This is a genomic window from Limihaloglobus sulfuriphilus (assembly GCF_001999965.1).
In the GTDB taxonomy this organism is placed as follows: Bacteria; Planctomycetota; Phycisphaerae; order Sedimentisphaerales; family Sedimentisphaeraceae; genus Limihaloglobus; species Limihaloglobus sulfuriphilus.
This window is the reverse complement of record NZ_CP019646.1, coordinates 195728-217317: the sequence shown is the minus strand read 5'-3', so window position 1 is coordinate 217317 and position 21590 is coordinate 195728. Positions and strand designations below refer to the sequence as shown.

Annotated in this window: 18 protein-coding genes; 11 read left to right on the top strand and 7 right to left on the bottom strand. The window is 49.6% G+C overall.

The window, feature by feature from the left end; all coding sequences use genetic code 11:
- The first annotated feature begins 7 nt into the window (after nt 1–7).
- The 5 genes from menA to SMSP2_RS00775 all read left to right on the top strand — a co-directional run bounded on the left by menA (nt 8) and on the right by SMSP2_RS00775 (nt 5950).
- The gene (gene menA / locus SMSP2_RS00795) at nt 8–889 is read left to right on the top strand and encodes a 1,4-dihydroxy-2-naphthoate octaprenyltransferase (RefSeq protein ID WP_146682130.1); all 882 of its coding nucleotides are present in this window, start codon (nt 8–10) and stop codon (nt 887–889) included.
- On the top strand, nt 886–1581 hold the full coding sequence (locus SMSP2_RS00790) for a ubiquinone/menaquinone biosynthesis methyltransferase (protein ID WP_186804778.1): 696 nt from the start codon (nt 886–888) through the stop codon (nt 1579–1581). Before menA ends, SMSP2_RS00790 begins: the two co-directional genes overlap by 4 nt.
- A gap of 78 nt (nt 1582–1659) precedes the next feature.
- Complete coding sequence (dtd, locus tag SMSP2_RS00785; RefSeq protein WP_146682128.1) at nt 1660–2106, top strand: D-aminoacyl-tRNA deacylase; 447 nt, start codon at nt 1660–1662, stop codon at nt 2104–2106.
- A 48-nt stretch (nt 2107–2154) separates the two neighbouring features.
- The gene (locus SMSP2_RS00780; RefSeq protein WP_146682127.1) at nt 2155–4125 is read left to right on the top strand and encodes a LamG-like jellyroll fold domain-containing protein; all 1971 of its coding nucleotides are present in this window, start codon (nt 2155–2157) and stop codon (nt 4123–4125) included.
- Between the two features lie 13 nt (nt 4126–4138).
- Complete coding sequence (locus SMSP2_RS00775) at nt 4139–5950, top strand: metallophosphoesterase family protein (protein WP_146682126.1); 1812 nt, start codon at nt 4139–4141, stop codon at nt 5948–5950.
- Between the two features lie 39 nt (nt 5951–5989).
- On the opposite strand, the gene SMSP2_RS00770 is transcribed toward SMSP2_RS00775, so the two are convergent.
- Together SMSP2_RS00770 and SMSP2_RS00765 are read right to left on the bottom strand one after the other, a co-directional pair.
- Complete coding sequence (locus SMSP2_RS00770) at nt 5990–6721, bottom strand: LOG family protein (protein WP_146682125.1); 732 nt, start codon at nt 6719–6721, stop codon at nt 5990–5992.
- A 20-nt stretch (nt 6722–6741) separates the two neighbouring features.
- The gene (locus SMSP2_RS00765) at nt 6742–8406 is read right to left on the bottom strand and encodes a protein-disulfide reductase DsbD family protein (RefSeq protein WP_186804777.1); all 1665 of its coding nucleotides are present in this window, start codon (nt 8404–8406) and stop codon (nt 6742–6744) included.
- A gap of 383 nt (nt 8407–8789) precedes the next feature.
- On the opposite strand from SMSP2_RS00765, the gene SMSP2_RS00760 reads away from it, so the two are divergent.
- On the top strand, nt 8790–10295 hold the full coding sequence (locus SMSP2_RS00760; RefSeq protein WP_146682123.1) for a B12-binding domain-containing radical SAM protein: 1506 nt from the start codon (nt 8790–8792) through the stop codon (nt 10293–10295).
- 127 nt (nt 10296–10422) lie between these two features.
- Here SMSP2_RS00760 and SMSP2_RS00755 read toward each other — a convergent pair whose 3' ends face one another.
- On the bottom strand, nt 10423–10674 hold the full coding sequence (locus SMSP2_RS00755) for a YkoF family thiamine/hydroxymethylpyrimidine-binding protein (protein ID WP_146682122.1): 252 nt from the start codon (nt 10672–10674) through the stop codon (nt 10423–10425).
- A 131-nt stretch (nt 10675–10805) separates the two neighbouring features.
- Between SMSP2_RS00755 and SMSP2_RS00750 the strand changes: the two genes are divergently transcribed.
- From SMSP2_RS00750 to SMSP2_RS00730, 5 genes are all read left to right on the top strand, one after another.
- Complete coding sequence (locus SMSP2_RS00750; RefSeq protein ID WP_186804776.1) at nt 10806–11987, top strand: FtsW/RodA/SpoVE family cell cycle protein; 1182 nt, start codon at nt 10806–10808, stop codon at nt 11985–11987.
- Complete coding sequence (locus SMSP2_RS00745) at nt 11984–13102, top strand: UDP-N-acetylglucosamine--N-acetylmuramyl-(pentapeptide) pyrophosphoryl-undecaprenol N-acetylglucosamine transferase (protein WP_146682120.1); 1119 nt, start codon at nt 11984–11986, stop codon at nt 13100–13102. Before SMSP2_RS00750 ends, SMSP2_RS00745 begins: the two co-directional genes overlap by 4 nt.
- Nucleotides 13103–13176: 74 nt before the next feature.
- Nucleotides 13177–14679, top strand: coding sequence for a HEAT repeat domain-containing protein (locus tag SMSP2_RS00740; RefSeq protein ID WP_146682119.1), 1503 nt, complete (start codon nt 13177–13179; stop codon nt 14677–14679).
- 402 nt (nt 14680–15081) lie between these two features.
- The gene (gene lpxD, locus SMSP2_RS00735) at nt 15082–16125 is read left to right on the top strand and encodes a UDP-3-O-(3-hydroxymyristoyl)glucosamine N-acyltransferase (protein WP_146682118.1); all 1044 of its coding nucleotides are present in this window, start codon (nt 15082–15084) and stop codon (nt 16123–16125) included.
- Entirely contained in the window at nt 16109–16963 is an 855-nt protein-coding gene (locus SMSP2_RS00730; RefSeq protein WP_146682117.1) for an LpxI family protein, read from the top strand. Before lpxD ends, SMSP2_RS00730 begins: the two co-directional genes overlap by 17 nt.
- Before the next feature lie 135 nt (nt 16964–17098).
- On the opposite strand, the gene SMSP2_RS00725 is transcribed toward SMSP2_RS00730, so the two are convergent.
- The 4 genes from SMSP2_RS00725 to rsfS form a co-directional block, all read right to left on the bottom strand.
- Nucleotides 17099–18691, bottom strand: a complete 1593-nt coding sequence (locus SMSP2_RS00725; RefSeq protein WP_146682116.1) for a DUF11 domain-containing protein — start codon at nt 18689–18691, stop codon at nt 17099–17101.
- A 306-nt stretch (nt 18692–18997) separates the two neighbouring features.
- On the bottom strand, nt 18998–19414 hold the full coding sequence (locus SMSP2_RS00720; RefSeq protein ID WP_146682115.1) for a secondary thiamine-phosphate synthase enzyme YjbQ: 417 nt from the start codon (nt 19412–19414) through the stop codon (nt 18998–19000).
- An 18-nt stretch (nt 19415–19432) separates the two neighbouring features.
- The gene (argS, locus tag SMSP2_RS00715; protein ID WP_146682114.1) at nt 19433–21208 is read right to left on the bottom strand and encodes an arginine--tRNA ligase; all 1776 of its coding nucleotides are present in this window, start codon (nt 21206–21208) and stop codon (nt 19433–19435) included.
- Nucleotides 21192–21587 (bottom strand): ribosome silencing factor, encoded by a 396-nt coding sequence (gene rsfS, locus SMSP2_RS00710; RefSeq protein WP_146682113.1) that lies wholly within the window; start codon nt 21585–21587, stop codon nt 21192–21194. The genes argS and rsfS overlap by 17 nt, the downstream gene beginning before the upstream one ends.
- Nucleotides 21588–21590: the final 3 nt, after the last annotated feature.

The window sequence follows — 21590 nt, the reverse complement described above, 5'->3', positions numbered from 1 at the left end:
AACCACTATGCAAAACGCCGCGATCAAACACTGGATAATGGCGATACGGCCAAAGACGCTTTTCGCTTCGATATCGCCGGTGCTTCTGGCGGGCGCGTTCGCCGGCAAAACAGACCCGATGTCAATCCTGCTGTTTATCTCGTGCATGAGTGTCGCCGTACTGCTCCAGTCAGCGGCAAACCTGGCAAACGACTACTATGACTGGCAATACGGCACCGACCGCAGCGACCGGCTTGGCCCGGCGCGTGTAACAGCGGGCAGCCTGATAAAAGCTCATCACATTAAAACGGCTTTTCTGCTGCTGATAGCCGCAAGCGCTGTCCCTGGGCTGTTCATCGTGTTCAGCACGGACCGGCGGCTGATAATACTCGGTGCGGTCTGCATGGTTCTGGCGGTGGCATACACCTCAAAACCGCTAAAACTCGCGTACCGGGGATTCGGTGAGACCGCGGCGTTCATCTTCTTCGGCATCGTACCCTGTTCAGCAACATATTATGTGCTCACCGGCGGCGCAGATATCCCAAACCTGCTGGGAGGCATAATGTGCGGGCTCTTCGCCGCCGCGATAATGGCGGTCAACAACCTTCGCGATATTCACACCGACAAGCTCTCCGGCAAAACCACCATCGCCGGCCTGCTCGGCGAGAAAAAAGCCAGAATATTCACCATAGCACTGATTACCATAGCGATTCTCTCGCCCGCGGCAATTGCCGCCGCGAGCGGTAAACCGCTTATTGTATTGGCAGTTATAATGCTGATTCCAAACATAAAATCATTTAAGAGGCTGCTGACAGAACCCATATCCAAAAATTTCAATCTTTCTCTGGCGGCAACTGCCAAAACCGAATTCCTTTCAACTGCCGCAACAAGTATCCTATGGCTGATATGATAGATAAAAAAAACATACCGGCAGAGTTTGACAAAATCGCCCGCCGCTATGATATCGCCAACCGGGTTATATCATTCGGCATGGACGCGGGATGGAAACGAAGATTCGTATCGATGATACCCCCGGACAGCCGGCGTATTCTCGACATTGCCGCCGGCACGGGCGATATAGCAATTAAAACCGCCAGGTCCTTACCCGAGGCTGATTTAACAGCTATTGACGCTTCTGAAAACATGCTCGCCGCCGCCGCGGATAAAGCTCAAAAAAACGGCCTTGCAAACCGAATCAATTTCCAGAAAGCCGACATGCTCCGCCTGCCGTTTGACGACGGCTCTTTTGACTGCGTAACGATGGTTTACGGACTTAGAAACGCTGCCGACACTGCCGCCGCTATACGCGAGATTCACCGCGTGCTAAGACCCGGCGCCGCGGCGCTGATCATGGAGTTCACCATGCCGCCGGCACAGCCGATGCGGTTTTTATTCGGCGTGTATTTCCGGTTCATTATGCCGGTTATCGCCGCGGCATTTACGGGCAACCTGGCCGCTTACAGGTATCTGAATAAGACCGTTACAGAATTTTACCCGCCGGAGAAAACTGCCGCCATAATCAAAAACGCCGGTTTCGATGTTGAAAAAATCTCTCTTGCCGGCGGAGCTGTCTGGATTTTTCGAACAAATAAAGCTGATTGATGCCGAAAATCCGGGCTTGCAAACGCAGGCATGTTACATACAATCACTCTAAAGTCATAAAATAAAACGAGATACCAAATGATAGCACTTGTACAGAGAATCGCAAAAGCACAGGTAACAGTTGAAGAAGAGATCACCGGCTCTGCCGATGCGGGGCTGCTGGTTTATATCGGGGTCGAAAAACAAGACACTGATGATGACGCGGCATTTATTGCCCGCAAAATCCCAGGGCTGAGAATCTTCCCCGATGACAAGGACAAAATGAATCTGGGCCTGCTCGATATCAGCGGCTCAATCCTGGCAATCAGTAACTTTACGTTATGCGGAAACTGCCGCAAAGGTCGCCGCCCGGGATATGACAATGCCGCACCTCCGGAACAGGCCGAAAGGCTCTTTGACTTGACAATTGAGATGATTCGAAGCCGCGGCGTGAAAGTAGAAACCGGCGTTTTCGGCGCTCATATGGACATCGAAAACACCTCTGACGGGCCTGTAAACCTTATATTGCGTTCCCAAAACGAATAAAAAAAAATAACACTTTACATAAAATGCAAAAACATATATCATACAGAAATGAACATAAAACTTGCATTTTTAATAGCATTTCTCGCGGTATCAGCCTGTTTCCTGCGGGCGGCAACTTTACCAGAACCCCAAAACGGCCAAAGCGGGGTTTTTCCCGATCCCCTGCTGTCATGGACCCAACAGCTAAACGCCACAGCGAACATCGTTTACATCGGAACAAACCTTCTTGATGTGCAGACAGCTACACCCGGCGACCCGCGAGGTGTACTCGCGGCAAGTCTGCCCTGCGGTGTAACAGAATATGAGCCGGGGCTTCTTGTTCCCGAGACGTTGTATTACTGGCGGGTTGACCACGACCCGGACGGCGTCGAAAAGGGGCAGATATGGTCTTTTACAACGTCTTCGGGCAAAACAGTTTCTCATTACCCTGCCGACGGGGCAGCAGGCGTTGATATGGACACTGCTTTCCGCTGGCGAAACGGCTTGAGAAGCCTTTTATTTGACGTTTACTTGGGCTATGATTACGAGCAGGTGCTAACCGCCGGCACAACCTCGAAATACTATCTGGGCAGAAACGAGAGCGGAATCATGTTCCCCGAGTTCAAGCTCTCCAAAACGTATTACTGGCGGGTTGACAGCGTGCACCCCGACGGCCTCATCAGCGGGAATGTGCTCACGTTTACATCGCTTATGGCATCAGAAATCGTTCTTGAGAATTTTAACGGCTACTCCAACAGCGCTGAACTGAAAACAGAATGGGCCGTTTCAGGCGGATTTGATATCGCACTGGAAACAGACCCCGCCAAAACGTACCAGGGCAATGCAATGCGTATAACCAAAAGTGATGCGGGTTCAGCAGTACTTACTGTTTCCCCAATTCCTGACTGGAAAGAGGGCGGCACTTCCTCGCTTTCGTTCTGGCTTATGTCGGATTACAACCTTTCGGCACTTCATGTAACACTCCACAGCAACGGCGATTATGCCCGCCAGCGAATAACTGGCTCTCAGCAGCGAGCCGCGGGCTGGTGGAGGCAGATAGTTTTTGATCTCGAAGGTTTCAGCGGCATAGACCTGGAAGATGTAGAATCCATGGATATCACATTTACTCCCATATCCGAAGCCCAGGGGGATGTATGGATAGACCATATCACTCTCCAGCCGCCGCGGTGCATTCAGGAATATTTGCCGGCAGGCGATTTCAACGGCGATTGCAGGATAGATATAAAGGACATGATGTTATTTTCGCAGAAATGGCTCGAACAGGACAGGACCGTTTACTCAAGCAGCCCTGCAGTTGAAAACCTGACAGCATATTACAGCTTCGATGAAGGCTCGGGGATAATACTCAATGACCTCTCCGGCAACGGCAATACCGCCGTGGTTGATATGCCAGGCTCGAATAACTGGAGTCTAAACGGCTATTCAGGCGGCTGTATGAATTTTGACGGAACCTTCGGGATTTCGATTCTCAATCCGGTTCTTAGCTCGGAACATGGCTTCACCGTCTCGATGTGGGTACAGACGCAGGACTCTTTTCCTGCCGGCGGCTCGGCAGCGGTCGAAATGGGAACGGGCTCCCCGGATCAGGATACAGGCGACTTTTCATGGCAGTCAACCCAATACCAGACGCGGCAAAGCGACTTTTTCGATGGTTGGGCACATTACGCTTTTGTAAAGGACATCAGCCGACAAAGACTGAGCATCTACAGAGACGGGCTTCTGCTTTCACAAAAATCAGTTGAAATCACAGAAGAACCTGCCGGCGGGCAGACACGAATAGGCGCTCCGATCGGCACGGAAGGCGAATTCTTTATCGGCTGTATGGACGAGCTTCGAATATACTCAGCACCGCTAAGCCAAAGTGAGATACTCTGGCTATTTGCAGGCAGCGGCGAAGAACTCCTTCAGCCGCTGACTCCGGCAGTATCGCCGGCTGACCCAAACAAAGACGGAATTATCGATTTACTCGATTTCGCTCAAATAATCAAAAACTGGAACAGGCAGATTTTCTGGCCATAAACAGGAGACATTTATGTTAAGAAGAGATTTTATCAAAAAATGTATCAGCACCTCTGCACTCGGCACGTTCGCCTCGGCATCTTCACCCTCCGCCGCAGGGACACTTCTGGCAGCCGGCGGCGCAGACATACGGCTTAAAACAAAAAGTCCAGGTACAATCCCTCAGCTTGACAAGGTAGGCGAGAACTTCACCTTCGCCCTGTTCGCGGACCCCCAGCTCTCGGGCGAGACCACCATCGGCACCGTCGGCGGCACTTCAGCCGTCAGGTACACCGAATCAATTAAGGAAATCAACGCTATGGCGCAAAAGCCGGCGTTTTCAATTATTGACGGCGACCTGGTAAATGTGCCGACTCACACGCCGAGCTGGGACAATTTTATGAGCAGAACGCTTGAGATGGACTGCCTGCCGATACTCGTTTACGGCAACCACGACGGCAACGCCCAGACAAACCACTACGAAATATTCCAGGAGCATCAACAGACCTGTTGCGGAATACGCGACTATTACTTTTCATTTGACTGCGGAAAATGGCATTTTGTTGTATTGCCCTGCGACATTGTGAACCGTACAGAAGAACTCGAGATACTCGCCTGGCTCAAGAGTGACCTGCACAAAAACCGCAACCGCCCGACAATGCTGTTTCTGCATGAGCACCTTATGCCGCAGGGCCTTACACAGCTGGAATGGTACACATACAACCGCACGCTGAGAATGGAAATCCTCGACGAGATCGCTCGCTGGGGTAACGTAAAATACGCCGTATGGGGACACGTTCATAACGGCATACAGGCTTCAGTAAAAACCGCCTGGACATACCGCGGGATAAACTTCATAACCGCTCCAACCTGTACCGCGTCCCGCCCGTTCGGCGAAGAGTTTGACGATTTTGAACCCGGAGAAGACCAGGGCGACGGGGATACCGGCGGCGGCTATTATATGATATTTGAGGTCAGCGGCGAAGATGTCGTTGTAAAGGCGCGAGTCGCCAATGTGGACCGGGAATACACATATTCCCCGAAATTCCGGGAATACACCAGCCAGGAGCCTCTCTGGTTCTGCAACATACACGCATACCCGCCCAAGCCGGCACTTGTAAACGGCTCGTTTGAAAACGGCCTGGACGGCTGGATGATGCCGTACCGCTACCAGGGAGACACGGACCCAATGTTCAAGTGGGAGGTAAAATCCAATATCGCCAAGTCGGGCGGAAAGGCACTGCTCTTCCGTGTGCACGAAGCCGGCCAGCCCTGGGCGCAAACCGAAATGCTTGAGGCGTACCAGATGGTTGACGCTCCTGTCTCGCCGGTGCTTAAATTTAGTTATCGTCTTGACAGCGAGCCCGTCGGCGGCGGCGGATATGTTAAGGTCTGTGCATATTCCGGAGAAACACTGCAGCGGCTCATGCTGCTCGACTGGGGAGCAACTGACAATGAGAAAAGCCAGTCAGTGAACATGGTTAGAAACACATTCTATACAGCCGATGACAGAAGGCCGCCAAAAACAGAACTCATCAACTGGGGAAACCAGAAAAAGGCCATGTTCTGGAGTTTGCCGGACACGCTCAATAAATGGCATGATTTGACACTGAATATAAAAGACATGCACGACACCCTCCGAGGCTCCGGTTCATGGGAGGCTCTTGGTATTACCAAAATCCTCATAACCGTAGGTGTCTGGACGCTTGAAAACGACGGCTCCGAGAACAGCTGCATATTTGATGATGTCTCGCTCACTTCAGCGGCGGGCGAAACTTCAAATATAAACGGGGTACCGCTGGCCTCGGGTTCTACGGTGTACAATACGGCATTCGGCTCTGCCTGATATCAAGAGCAGATTATAACAGCATACGCAAAGATAAGATCAAACTTCGCCCTGGTTTGCACGGCGGACTTTGTTGCCGACACTGAGCCATTCGATCTTGCCGGGCTCGGCGTCGTAATTTTCTCTGTGCCCGGAATAAAACTTGCGGATAATCCCCGCCGCTTCTTCGGGGTCATCACATATATGGTAAAGCCCGGAATCCTCCGGGGAGATATATCCGTACTCATTGTGCAGTTTCTCGTTTATCCAGCCAATAAGCCCTTTCCAGAAATCAGAGCACATAAGGATAATCGGGAAATACGCTTGTTTATACGTCTGCATCAGCACAACCGACTCAAAAAACTCATCAAGCGTGCCAAAGCCGCCGGGCATCGCGATAAACCCGTTTGCGTATTTTAGGAACATAACCTTGCGGCAGAAAAAATACCTGAACGCAAGTGAGACATCCTGATACTTGTTTGGCTCCTGTTCAAACGGCAGTTCAATATTGAGCCCAACGCTCAAACCGCCCGCATCCTTTGCACCGAGATTAGCGGCTTCCATGATTCCGCCGCCGCCGCCGGTAATCACAGAAAAACCGGCCTTGACTACTTCCTGCGCGACAAGGCGTGCCATTTTGTAATACTCATGGTCGGGCTCTGTTCTGGCGGAACCGAATATCGATACCGCCGGGCCAAGATTATTCAGCTCCTCAAAGCCCTCTACAAACTCCGCCATTATCCTGAAAATACGCCAGGTTTCCTCGGGTGAGACTGTTTTCTTTTTAGTCATTTTATATCGTCTTTCTAATCTTAATTGTCAATAACTTCTAAGAGAGCTTCCTTGCTGTATATGCCCCGCAATTTGGTTACACTGCCATCATTGCCTATATATACAGTCAGCGGGACTGCTCCGGGCTCGTTATACACCTCTTTTAAATCTATAGACGCCGGATATGTATTTAGCGTTGTGTCCGCCTCCACCGCGAGGATTCCAAGCTCATCAATCAATGCGGCCACATCCTTGTCTTTATACACACGTTTATCCAGTGTTTTGCAGTTCGCGCACCAGTCAGCGGTGAATTTTATCAACACCGGCTCATCGTTCTGCTTTGCCGTCTCTATCGCCGCGGCATCATATTCAACCCAGTCAACAATGTCCTTCTCGACCGGTAAAATCACAAAGCCGGCAACTACTGCTATTATAACAGCTGCCAGACGGATAGTGTAACGTTTCTTTTTCGGCGTGGTCATATTGACCCATTTGCCCCACATCCAGACAGCAAACGAGAGAAATACAGCGTAGAGCAAGAGATTTTCAAGCCGCTGCTGAGGCAGCGACGCGGCGAGTTTTACCGCGATTATAAGCAGTACAAAACCCATCGCCTTGCGGAAATGCTCCATCCACATCCCCGGCTTGGGGATACTCTTGAGCAGTTTGGGAAACGCGACTAAAACAGCGTACGGCAACGCCATACCTATACCGAGCAGCAAAAATACCAGCAGCCCGATATGTATCGGCTGTGTCTGTGTCCAGACCAGAACAACAGCCAGTATCGCCCCGCTGCACGGCGTACTCATAAGAGCCGCGAAGAAGCCCATACCCACAGATCCGCCCAGACCTTTGCCGCTGCCCGATTTACTCGAAACACTAGATGGTATGCCAACGGCGAACACATCAAAGAGAAACAGCGCCATTACGAGAATGAAAAGCGACATGCCGGCTATGAAACCGGGGTACCGCATCTGGTCTCCCCACTGGAAAACAGACCCGGTAACAGCCTGAAAAACTGCGCCGAATACCGCCAGCATGACAAAAAAGCCGATTATTCCGCCGCAAAACGCCATACCCAGAGTTATAGAGCGGGAGCGGTGCTCCCGGGCCTGGTCAAGCAGTCTGTTCATTATTATAGGAATAACCGGCAGAACGCACGGCATTACATTAAACGAAAGCCCCGCCAGCAGCGCCAGCAGAAGGTACTTTAAAAGGCCGGAAGAATCGGAGCCAACCTCCTGTGCCTGCTGTGTTTGCGGGCCAGACTGCGGCTGTGCAGCGGCCTCTGGGATATCGATATCAGCCGCGGGCCATTGCGAGGCGTCCGAAGCATCGGCAGAAAAATCAAAATCTATCGTTGCCGGCGGCAGACAGCTGTCACTCGTACAGGCAAAACCTCTGACATTCACCTCTGTCTCGACTGTACCCGAAACATCCGCGGCGAGTAAAACCACAACGTCAAACTCACCTGAATAGACGGGCACGGTTTTCTGCACAAAGCGGTCATAATAGGGCCTGGACTCTGGAAATACCACAGAAGAGCCTTGCGGCTGCGGCTCTGTCCATACTTTCAGGACGTTATCGCCGTCTGCATAAAAATGCAAGTCCTCACTGGCGCTAAAGTTAACCCGTATAGCCTTTTGCCCGTCAATGCTCACAGACGAAACTGAAACGTCGGCATACTCCCGTCCGCTCTCAAGCATTCTTTGTGATTGTAAGTACTGTTGGGAAAAAGCCGGCGAGCAAAACAATAAAGCTGTTAAACACGCTGAGATTATATATCTAAATTTCATCACTTTCATTTAAATTCTATTTCTATCTGAACAATAAAACCTTGTCTCACAGCAAAATACATCAGTTGCCGTAAAAAATTCGTCCAATCTTTATACCACAGTTACGCAGCAGAATCAAGATATGTTTTACAATTTCAGGAATGTCAGTTTTGATACATCTCACATAAATTTAGATAAATTCTGTTTGCGTTTGATTTGACTATTAAATTGTGTTATAATGCAACTATTATCAGCGGTACTGGCGGGTCGCAATTAAGCAGGCAGTCATGTGTATTACTGATAAGGAGATAACCATGAACATACTATTAGTCAATCCTAAAGTTCCCGACACTTTCTGGAGTTTTAATACCGTACTCAAATTCGTCTCGAAGAAATCACTTCTTCCGCCGCTTGGGCTTATGACCGTTGCGTCTATGCTGCCCGATAAGTGGGAGAAAAAACTTGTCGATATGAATATCACCCGACTGCGCGACCGGGATATAAAATGGGCTGATTACGTATTTATCAGCGGAATGGTCGTGCAAAAGCAGTCCGCAGACGATTTAGTAGCCAGATGTGTTCGTCTTGGCACAAAAACCGTTGGAGGCGGGCCGCTGTTCAACACCTTCCCCCATGAATACACAAACGTTGATCACCTTGTCTTCAAAGAAGCGGAGCTGACACTGCCGGCATTTCTCAAAGACATTGAACAGGGTACGGCAAGACCATTTTACAATACTCACCAGAAGCCCGATCTAAGTCTGACTCCGCCGCCGATGTGGGAGCTGATCAATATGAAGAAATACGCCCTGATGTGTGTTCAGTATTCTCGAGGGTGCCCTTTTGACTGCGACTTCTGCGATGTTACTAATCTCTTTGGACATGCGATCAGGACCAAGCCTACTCAGCATCTGATTAGCGAGCTGGACAGCCTTTATGAAACCGGCTGGCGGGGCGATGTGTTTTTTGTTGATGACAATTTTATCGGCAAAAAGAGCGTACTCAAGAAAGAACTGCTGCCGGCTTTGATTGAGTGGATGGATAAAATGAAACATCCGTTCAACTTCAACACGCAGGCATCTATAAATATCGCCGACGATGAAGAGTTGATGCACATGATGGTTCAGGCAGGCTTTAACAGCGTTTTTATCGGCATAGAATCGCCAGACGAAGAAACACTAATCGCGTGTAACAAACTCCAGAACAAAGGCCGCGATATACCCGCATGTGTCAAAAAGGTCATACAGTCCGGCCTGCAGGTTCAGGGCGGTTTTATCGTCGGATTTGACAGCGATGACAGCTCTGTTTTCGACAGGCTTATCCATCTGATCCAGAACAGCGGCATTGTTGTCGCTATGGTAGGGCTTCTAAACGCCCCTCCAGGTACGAAGCTGTACGATAAAATGCTCAGGGAAAACCGGCTAACCCGCCCGCCGACCGGCGACAACACGGATTGCACAATGAACTTTATACCAAAAATGGATGCCGAAACACTGATGCACGGCTACGAAAAGGTGATAAAAACCATCTATTCACAGAAATATTACTGCCGGCGGATAAAATTATTCCTGCGGAACTACAAACCAAAGAAAAAAACCGCCCTGCTCTTTCATTACAGAGAGATACAGGCTTTCGTTAAATCTGTCTGGCATCTGGGAATACTGGGCAAAGGCAGGATACACTACTGGCTGCTGCTGCTCTGGTCGCTGAGAAGCCCGTCGCATTTCCACATGGCGGTGCGGCTGTCGATTTACGGTTTTCACTTCCGCCAGACATTTAAAGCAGCCCAACGACGCCAGTACGTTTTATCAGAAAAATAGGCGGGAATTTGAGGTAAATTCGATGTCCATTACCTCGTATCTTAAAACCGTCCCCCACAACGAGTAGGGACGCAATGCTTGCGTCTCTGCGATTAAACCGCAAACAATCTTTTGCGGGATTCACACTTCAGTGCGATTCCGCCGGACAGGCGTTTGATATCTTCAAATCCATTACCACGCCGTACTTACCGGACACCAGGTCGAACGCCTCTTTTAACGCTTTGAATACAATATCCGATTCACCGCATAAATAACTGCACATCTGCCGGGTCTGCACCTCGAGACCGTGTGTCTCCAGTACGCCGCAGAACTGCTCTATCGGTTCGGAGAGTGAATCAACTTTCAAAGGGTATATGCTTATTTGTGCCTGTACATTCATGCTAAACTCTGCGCTAAATTACTATTATTCTGTTAGACAAAACCGCATCTAAACTGTATTATAACAACATATCGGTTTTGATGTTAATTTTTTTTTACTACGTATTGATTATTCACTCGAAGAACGGGCACATGACGCAGACAATAACAGAAAATAAGCTGATCGAGGATCAGACCTTCACCCGCAGCCGCGTTCTGCTGCTGCTTTGTTCACTGCTGATTTGTATTGGCCTTGTATTTGTCATATCCGCCCTTGCCGATATGAGAAACAGCCCCTCGCCGACAAAATATATCTACCCCGCCGCGGCGTTGATTGCGATGCTCATCGCTTCCAGAATCCCTTACCGGGTTTTCGAACTGCCCGGCAAAGTCAAGTTTATCTCGCTGATACAGCTAATGATACTGACCTCTATATTTCTGCTGATTTTGGCCGATTTTACACCCCTGAGCTACGGCCCGCCGGCGGCAAAGCGCTGGATACGCATACCGCTGGGCCCGCTTACAGTTATGTTTCAGCCCTCGGAGCTGGCGAAATGGTCTCTGATTATCTATCAGGCGGCATTTATGTACCTGCACGTGAAAGAGGGCAAAAAACTCAGCTTCTTTCACTTCTGCAAGATATGCTTTGTCTCGGGTATTATCATACTGCTGATATTGATGAATGATTTCGGCACGGCGGCATTTCTAAGCGCCATGACCGGACTGATGCTCATTTTCGGCGGCGCCAATCTGCTGCACATCATCGGCTCGGGGCTGCTTGTCCTGCCGGTGCTGGCCTATTATGTCATGAAAGAGGAATACCGCGTAAACCGCCTTCTATCGTTTATGTTCCCTGAAAAAGCCGATCCTGACCTGCTGTATCAGACAAACCGCTCGCTCCAGGCACTCGGCAGCGGCGGAATCTGGGGCAAGGGTATTGGCAGCGGCACAACAAAATGGGGGCACTTGCCGGTGGATTCCTCGGACTTTATCTTTTCCGTAATCGGCGAGGAAACCGGCCTGATAGGCACAATACTTATACTCATGCTTTTCTTCCTGTTCGCGGCGGTTGGATTTATAACATTATTCAGGTGCCGCGATAATTTCGGGAAGCTCCTGGCCGCGGGTATCACCTGCGGAATCACGCTTCAGGCGGTGATGAATATCGGCGTTGTAACAAGTGTACTGCCCAACAAGGGCATACCGCTTCCGCTGGTAAGTTCAGGCGGAACAAGCATTCTCACAAGTGCCGCCGTCGTGGGCATACTAGCCGCGATTGCCGCGGGCAGAGAAGGCAAAAATAAACAAATCGAGACAAATCAGGCTCAGGATTGACAAAAAATAACGGCAAAATACAGGTTTTCTTCGCCGGCGGCGGTACCGGCGGACATATCTACCCGGCAATCGCCGCGGCACAGAAGATTCGCAAACTCGCCCCGGAGACGGTTATCCACTTTTTATGCAGTCAGAGCCCGATTGATGCAAATATCCTCTCCAAAACGGAATTTGAATACACCGCCCTGCCGGCGAGAGGTTTTGCTCTGCATCCGGTAAAGATACTCAATTTCATTTTGAACCAGAGAAAAAGCCGCAATATTGTATCACAAGTGCTTACTGAAAAATCTGTTATAGTCGGAATTGGCGGTTATGTCTCCGCTCCGGCGGTTGCCGCGGCGAAGAAGAAATCACTGCCGGTTTGCCTGATAAACGTTGACTATGTCCCGGGCAAATCAAACAGGCTTATGGCTTCTAAAACGGATAAAATTTTCTGTCAGTACCAGGCTACTGCCGGCATGTTTACGAACACAAACGCAAAAATATTTGTCACGGGCTGCCCGATGCGGGAAGAATTTGAAACTCCGCGGCCGGAAAAAATTATTTCGGAATACAATCTTTCGCCCGACAAAAGTACACTTCTTGTTACGGGTGCCTCCAGCGGCGCACTGAACATAAATATCGCTATGGAAACACTGCTGCCGCGTCTGGAGAGTTTTGCCGACAACTGGCAGGTGCTGCATCTGAGCGGCAGGGGAAAAGATACGCGATTAAAAGACGCCGCCGCAAAAGCCCGTATAGAATACAGGGTGGTTGACTATTGCGACAATATCTGGGACATGTACAGCTGCGCAGACATTGTAATAGGCCGGGCAGGTGCAGTAAGTATAGCGGAATACACGTATTACAGAAAACCGTTCATATGCCTGCCCTACCCCTATCACAAGGACAACCACCAGCAGCTCAACGCAATAGAGCTTGAAAAAGCGGGCGCCTGCCTGATTGTGGAAGACATGAAAGAAGATCGAAATGCCACCGCGGAAAATATCTGGCAGAAACTTGAGCCGCTGTTGTCAAACAAGGGCATAAGAGAGCAGATGTCTGAAAAAACAGCCGGTATTGCCAAAAAAGATGCCGCTGAAACAATCGCCAGTGAGATACTAAAACTTGCATAAGCTCAATTAAGAGGTATAATTACAAGTGTTTCTGAGCAAACGTAATTGTTTGGTACTAAAATGTAAGGACATAGATGTTTAATCATAATGATGACAGACGGCTGATAAATGGAATAAACGCCGGCAAGATAAGCGGCTGGAACCTGTTTTACGATTCTTACTCATCGGGGCTGCTGGATTATATTTATATCTTTACCGGCTCACGTGAGCTGAGCAGAAACATTTTCCGCAAAGTCATGAAAAAGGCCGCGGAGAAACCCTCCGACATAATCAATTCCGATAGCTCCCCAATAATCGAGCTGTGGCGGCAGGCCTTATCCGAGATATCATTTGAGGTAAACAGCGCAACTTCTACGCCGTCAAACCCGATGGAGCCCAAAGAAATATCCACGGTCAAAAATCTGCTCTCGCTGCCGCCGGCGGACTGTCTTATTTTTCTGCATAAATATTATTTTCAAGAAACCCTGCGGCAGATTTCAAAGGAGCTTGAAACAGGCCAGGACAACATCCGTGAGAGTCTCGAACGTTCAAGCATCAAAATGGGCACCGATTTCGATGTCAGCACATTTACGCCCGCACTCAAGGAGCGGCTCAACCGATGCAGAACGCTGGACAATGATGTATTCCTCGCTGAAACAAGAGAGCTCACAGCCGAAGTGTTCCAAGCCGCCGCGGCAAACGGCAGGAAGATGCCTCGGGGAGTATATGCCGCGATTATTGCCGTAGCAGCCGTGATTCTGATAATTATACTGACGGCGTTATTGACGGGCCCAAACGAAGTGCAGGAGCCTGAGGCTCAAAGACCCGACAACACGCAAACACCCCGGCCAGAAGACGTAAAGCTCTCTGATGAAAGGGTTAACGCCGATACAGCTCAGGAAGGAGCCGTCTCTGGCCAGACAATAAAAACAGAGCAGCAAGCCCCGGCTGAGGTTAATGATGACCTCGCCCTGGCCCGGCAGTACATGTTTGAGCGTGATGTTGACGGGTTGATCGACCTGCTCGAAACGGAGGAGTATTCAACAAAGGTTGCCGCCGCGGTTTTCCTTGGTCAGCTCGGTGATCCAAAGGCTCTTGAGCCGCTTGTCCGGCAAAGCCTCGCCCATAGCGGCACAGAAAACGGACAGGTTTTCCAGGCGGCTATAAAGGTTATTATTGATAATAATCCAGGATTCGTGGATGCTTTGCGGGAACAGATAAACCGGCTCGAACAGGCCCAGCCCGAACAAACAGAACCGCAGGAACAGGAAACTGACCTTCAGCCCCGGGAAGAGACACCGCAAACTCCTCAGCAGCCCCTGCCCGAGGATAACGCACAACAGCCGGCTGAAGATGAATATACGGAAGATGAGTACACAGAGGAATACACAGAGGAATATACAGAGGAATCTGCCCCACAAGAATACCCCGCCGAGCAGACCGGCGAGTACGTACCAGATCAATATACAGACGAATACGCACCAGAGCAAGACACTGGCGAAAACACCGACGAATACACAAACGAGAGCACAGACGAATACGATTTAGAAACGGAATCCACCGCGGAGCCGGCAGCCGGCGATTACCCGGGCGAATAGAGTAAACTTTAGCATTTTTCTGTTTAACCTTAGTTTTCCTCATTTCTGAACTCTGAAGCCTGATTTTTAATCTTATTTTCACAAGGCATTCCCGAAAACCAAGGTTAAATCGGAGTTTACAGTCGCGAATAACTACCATTGTGTTGTTAGATATGGCATTTTAATAAATTTCAACCTGTATCAGAGCCGCGAATGTCAATGAGCGGGTAGTTAATACGCTGTATCAGAACAACATAACAAATGAACTCTGATTTTCTGTGATTGTTACAAAGTGTGGAAAAATCACAAATCGCACACCTGAATTCCAACGCTTACTATATTTTATTGAATTAGCGGCAGGTTTTCGTATAATTGTTATTATTTTTATCGCGCTGGGATGCGCCAGATATAGTCAGGAAACAAATGACAGAAACAACACTAAAAGAAATAGCTGCACATATAAACGGCCGTATAATCGGCGATGAGAATATCGTAATAAACACTGTCTCGCCGCTGGACACAGCCGGGCAAGGCTCAATAAGCTTTCTTGCTAACATCAAGTACAACAAGTACATGAAAACCACCGAAGCCTCGGCGGTGCTGGCGAACAAAGAGCTGGAGACCTCCGCGGAGGCGATTGTTCTCTGCGATGACCCGTATTACAGTTTCTGCCGGATAGTCGAGCTGATGTACGGCCACCGCCAACACCACAAGCCGGGCATAAGCCCAAATGCCTCAATAGCAGATACCTCGCAGATTGGCGATGACTGCTGTGTATATGATTACGCCGTAATCGCTGAAAATGTCAAAATCGGCAGCGGCTGCATGATATATCCCGGCGTTTATATAGGCGAGGGTACTGTAATGGGCGATAACTGTATCGCTTACCCCAACTCGGTCATATTCGAGGACTGCGTTATAGGAAACAAGGTCATCATCCAGGCCAACGCCACCATCGGACAGGACGGCTTCGGTTTTGCTACACATGAAGGCGTACACCACAAGATACCTCATATAAAGAGGGTTATACTCGAAGACGACGTTGAAATCGGCTCAAACGCCGCCATCGAACGCGGCTCACTTCGCGACACTGTTATCGGAGCAGGAGCCAAAATCGGTGATTCGGTTACCATCGGTCACGGCGCCCGCATCGGCCGGGGCTGTCTGCTCGTACCGCAGGTCGGGGTTGCCGGCACGGCAGAGCTGGGCCAGTACTGCGTAATCGGCGGTCAGGCGGCTATTGTCGGGCATATCAAGGTCGGCGATATGGTAATGGCTGCCGGCCAGGCGGCGATAACAAACGATGTTGAGGCGGGCAAACAGGTTGCGGGCTCTCCGGCGATTGATGCCGGCAAGGCAAGACGGGCCTATACCCTGATACAAACTCTGCCCGAGATGAAGCTGGAAATAAAACGCTTATCCAAAGAACTCGAAGAACTTAAGAAAGCACATGGCTCAAACGAGTAACAATAATGTTCTCGGGCTGATTGCCGGCCAGGGGCGTCTGCCCTTTATCATAGCCGAGGGGGCGAAAAAAGCGGGCAAACGGGTTGTATGCGCCGCACTCGACGGAAATGCTTCTCCAGAGTTGGCAGATGTTTGCGACGAATTTTCCTATGTCCCCCTGGCAAAGATGGGCAGATGGATAAGATTTCTGAAAAGCGGAGGAGCCCAGGAAACAATCATGGTCGGCAGGGTTGCCAAAAAACGCCTGCAAAACGCATCAATCCCCCGGCTCATAGCCGCGTATATGCCGGACTGGCGGACACTGCGCACGTATTTCTGGCGGCTTCGCGGCAAAACAATGCAAAATGACACTCTATTGTCGGCAATAGCCGATGAGCTTTCAAGCGGAGGTATAATTTTGACCGATTCTACTAAATACTCAAAAGACCAGCTCGCCGACAAAGGCGTTATGACGAAAACACAGCCCAGCCGCACAGTTGGCCAGGATATCGAGTTCGGCTGGGAGATCGTAAAAAAAATCGGCGAGCTCGACATAGGCCAGTCTGTCGCCGTCAAGGACAAAGACGTAATCGCGGTCGAAGCCATCGAGGGAACCGCCCGAATGATATCCCGTGCCGGCAGGCTGTGCAAAAAAGGCAAATGGACACTGCTCAAAGCTCCCCGCAGCAGCCATGACATGCGTTTTGATGTCCCATGCGTAGGCCCTGACACAATCAGAAGCCTGCACGAACACGCCGCGGCGGCACTGGTCGTCGAGGCTGACAACACATTTATTATCGACAAACAGGAAACTCTTGCGCTGGCGGATAAACTGAAAATAGCCGTGATAGGCCACTGACCTTACCGCAAGGCAGGATCAGCAAAACACATTCATCTCCCAAGACAAATTCTCCGCACGAAGAACATAAAAAAACACCGCCCGGAGCAAATACCCCGGGCGGTGCTGTCAAATCAAATCAATCTATAAACTTTATTATTCATAGAATTGTGTAGCTTCAGTTTCCTGAACAGGACGACCAATCGCGTCTGTGTTCATGATAACTGTGAACCTTGCGTCATCTTCACTTACAGCTTTGATAACGACTTTCCAGGTAGCCTTGGCGTCTGGCTCAAGTTTCGCCAGCGGAGCGAATGTTATAGTCTTGCCGCTGATTTTGCCGTTTGTAGCACCTGTAGCAGAGACATACTGCATTGAACCTTCAAGCTCGCAAACGATCTTGATATTCTTGTCAGTAGATGTACCCTGGTTTGTAGCTGTTATGACATAGGTAGTCTCTTTGCCAAGCTCGATCGGGTCTTCAACGTCGATAACCTCAAGCAGAACTGCTGCGATACCTTCAACATTTGTAGCGCTGGAAGCGTCAACTGCCTCTGCACATACAGCTTCTGCTGCTGCACGGTTAACGTATCTGCCTTCTCTTGCGGGCTTAACTGTTACGCTGACGCTCTTAGAAGCTCCGGGAGCCATGTCGCCGAGATTCCATACAAGCTCGCCGTTAGCAGGTGATACACCGCCGGAAGCTGAAACGAACTCAGCATTTCCAGGCAGCTTGTCAGTAACAACAACATTAGATGCAACCGCATCGCCCTTGTTGCTTACAGTTACGTCATACTTGATAGTACGCCCGAGATAGCGTTTCTCAGGAGAAGTCTTTGTGATTGCAAGTACAGGCTGTTTAACAACAGTAACTGTATCTGCGTTATCCTTGAGGCCTGCATCAGCAGTTACAACCGCTGTCTTTGCATACCTGCCTGTTTGTTCAGCCTGGAGAACCTTCTCAAACTCTTTTGTCTCGCCGCGTGCCAGTGTTCCGATTTCGAATACAACTTTGTTTTTGCCGTCGGCGGTTACAAGACCGCTGGGCAGCTGCTCGTTGACAACTACGTTAGACGCAGCGCCTGTACCGGTGTTTGTTACCGCATAGGTAACCGGAATCGGGTCACAAAGCAGAACTTCTGCCGGTGCTGTTGCCGCAATCTGAATTGCGGGAACTACAACAGCTACTGAACCGCATGACGGTACAACGTATGTCACTGTAGCACAGTGCTCGATTGTATCGGTTGAGTTAGCCTGGCCAACAACCTTGATAACCTCTGTATCGCCGGCAGCAAGACTTCCAAGCATCCAGCTCAGCTCTGAGCCTTTTCTTGTTGCGGAAGGATCTGTGCTGGATACAGCAAAGTTATCTGAGAGAGTTTCGACAACCATAACCTCAGAAACGTCGAAATTGCAGACGTTCTTTACATGAATCTGGTACTCAAAAGGCTGGTTGAGCTGAACCTCATCGGGCATGGTCTTTGTAATCTTGACCGCGCCTTTGGTGTCCCAGCATACTTCTGCCGGTTGGGCTTTCGCCGGGGCTGCTTTTGCCGGGGCAGGAGCTGCCTGTTCCTGCTCGATCATGTACTCGGCAAGAGTCATGCAGTCATCATCCCAGTAAACTTTATTTTCACAGCCGGGAGCTACCGGGCCTGTGCCTTTCATCTCGTGATAGCTCTCACAGCTGTAGCAGCCTGCCATAAGCACAACCGCTGCAAGCGTAATTGACAACAATGCTTTTTTCATAGTTTTCACCTCATTGAAAAAAAATAATAACTTTAAAATTGCCCGACGTTCATCCAGATTAACGTCAAAGCACGTTTTTTATATTAACACACTTAATAATAACATTTGTAATTTGAATAGTCAACATAATTTGTATAAAAATCCTATAAATCTCGTATAGTAAATGGTTAATTGATTTAAATGTAAGGAATAATCCGCCTGCCGCGATGGGCTCAATTGAAACGATTGTACCAAAAAACATCTACAAAAGCGCAGCAAACAACGCTCCTAATGAGAAATCGAGTTAAAACATTCGAAGGCAGATGCTTAGCTGTCTTTATCCACCACCTGAACAAAAACTTTTCGGTTTCTTGGGCCGTCAAATTCACAAAAGTAAATCCCCTGCCACGTGCCAAGCATCAGATGCTTATCGGTTACAGGAATCCGCTCGCTGCAGCCGATAAGCGAACTTTTTATATGAGCATCAGAATTTCCCTCGGAGTGGCGGTAGCCGGCGCGGTTTTGCGGAAACATCTCATCAAGTGTCAAAAGCATATCGTGCTGTACATCAGGATCAGCGTTTTCGTTTATTGTTATCGCGGCGGTTGTATGCGGGCAGAAAACCAGTACTTCACCGGTTTTTACGCCGGCAGAGCGGACAATAGAGCCAACCTGGCCGGTGATGTCAATCATCTCAGCGCGGCGGGTGGTCTGAACATTAAAAATCTTTTCTTTTACTTCCATTGCTTCACCTTTCTTATCTTACATCTTTTCAGGAACATCAATTCTGAGAATTTTCTTCAAACCGTGTTCGAGTGTCACTTCAGTAAGTTTGCAAAGTGCAAGCCGGCTCGCAAGCGACTCCTGCGAGGCCGTGAGAACAGGGCAGTTTGTATAAAACCCGCTGAATTTCTGTGCCAGCTCATACAAATAGCCGGTAAGCAGATTCGGGCGGTAGTCCTGCGAGGCAGCAGAAACCGCTTCGCTGTAAGTCAACAGGTGTTTAGCTAAATCAAGCTCAAAATCATCTTCAAGATGGAATTTATCGATTGATGCGATTATTTTGTCTGTATCAAAACCTTTCTGGGCTGCTTTGCGCTCTATCGATTTGACACGTGCGCAGGCATACTGCATGTATGGAGCGGTGTTGCCCTCCATTGCGAGCATCTTGTCAAAACTGAAAATGTAATCCGTTGTACGGTTGTTGGAATAATCGGAGTATTTGACCGCTCCTATCCCCACCGCGGCGGCGATTCTGGCCTTTAACTGCGGCTCAAGACCTGCATTTTTCTCATCCACAACCTTTGCCGCCCTCTCAACCGCCTCTTCGAGAAGGTCCTTTAGTTTAACATTATCACCCGAGCGGGTCTTGAAAGGTTTACCGTCATTGCCCAGCATTGTCCCAAATGTTACATGGGAAAGCTCGGTTTCTTCGCCGGCGATACCGGCGGACTTTGCCACATCAAAAAGCATCTCAAAATGCAGTTTCTGCCTCGCGTCAGTTACATAAACAATTCGCTCGGCTCCCAGCTTCGAGACACGGTATTTCATCGCGGCAAGGTCTGTAGTGGCGTATAAAAACGCACCGTCAGATTTCTGTATAATAAACGGCATCGGAGTAGAATCTTTAGTCTTATAGCCATCGGGAAAAACGCAGACAGCACCATCGGACTCAACCGCCAGCCCCTTGTCTCTTAGCTCTTTAACGACAGCCGCGAGGTCGTCTTTGTATGCGCTTTCGCCGCGTGCATCACTGTCTTTGAGACCGATGGAGAGCATATCGTAAATCTGCATATAGTGTTTCTTCGATTCATCGACGATCTCCTGCCAGTAGCCCAGCCACTCCCTGTCACCTGAATGCAGGCCTGCAATCGCGGCACGTGCCTCGGCGGCAAAATCAGGGTCTGAATCAAATTTTTTCTTGGCTTCTTTGTAAAAACTTTCCAGGTCGGAAAGACCCAACGCCTCTGCATTGCTGCCGGAGCTATCCTTCTCACGGCGTTTGAGCAGAGCGCAAAGCATACCAAACTGGGTACCCCAGTCGCCTATATGGTTTTGCCGCAAGACTTTATGACCGAGAAACTCCAAAATTTGACAGATACAGTCGCCCAGTATCGTGCTGCGAAGATGCCCGACGTGCATTTCTTTGGCAATGTTGGGGCCGGAGTAGTCAACAACCACAGTCTGAGGATTTTCAACAGGCTCTACCGCAAGCCTTCCGTTTCTGTCATTTAGAATTTGGGACAGACACGAAGATATGTAACTTTTTTTAAGGCGAAAGTTTATAAAGCCAGGACCGGCTATCTCGGGCTCATCGCATATATCAGAAACATCGAGTATCTCAATGACCTTTGCGGCCAGCTCTCTTGGGTTCTGTCCGGCACGTTTAGCCGCCGCCATAACGCCGTTTGCCTGGTAATCCCCGAATTTAGGGTTTGTCGAAGGCTTTAGCAGTGCCTCAAGGGGCTGCTCTGACTCAGCTGCCCTGCTCAGAGCGGCACTTACGCGATTTTCCAGAATATTAATTGTCGGCTTCATTGCCCGTTATCCCTTCCAGGTCGAGTTTCTCCGCATCGCCCCAGAGCATTTCAAGGTCGTAGTACTCACGGTACTCATCATTGAACAGATGCACAACCACGGTCACAAAATCAACGAGAATCCAGTTCCCATCCTCGTAACCGGCCTTGCCGAACGGGCGGAACTTGAGCCCCCGCAGGTCACGGATTATTTCCTCGGCGACGGTGCGGGTCTGTCTTGCGCTGGTGCCGGTGGCAATAACAAAAAAGTCCGTCGCGGGACTGCGGTCAAGTAAGTCCATTACAACAACATCTTTACAGTTACGGTCGATTGCAATTTTGGCGGCAATCAGAGCGGCTTCTTTGGCCTGCTGTTTGCGTTTTTCTTTGTCTTGTATCAATTT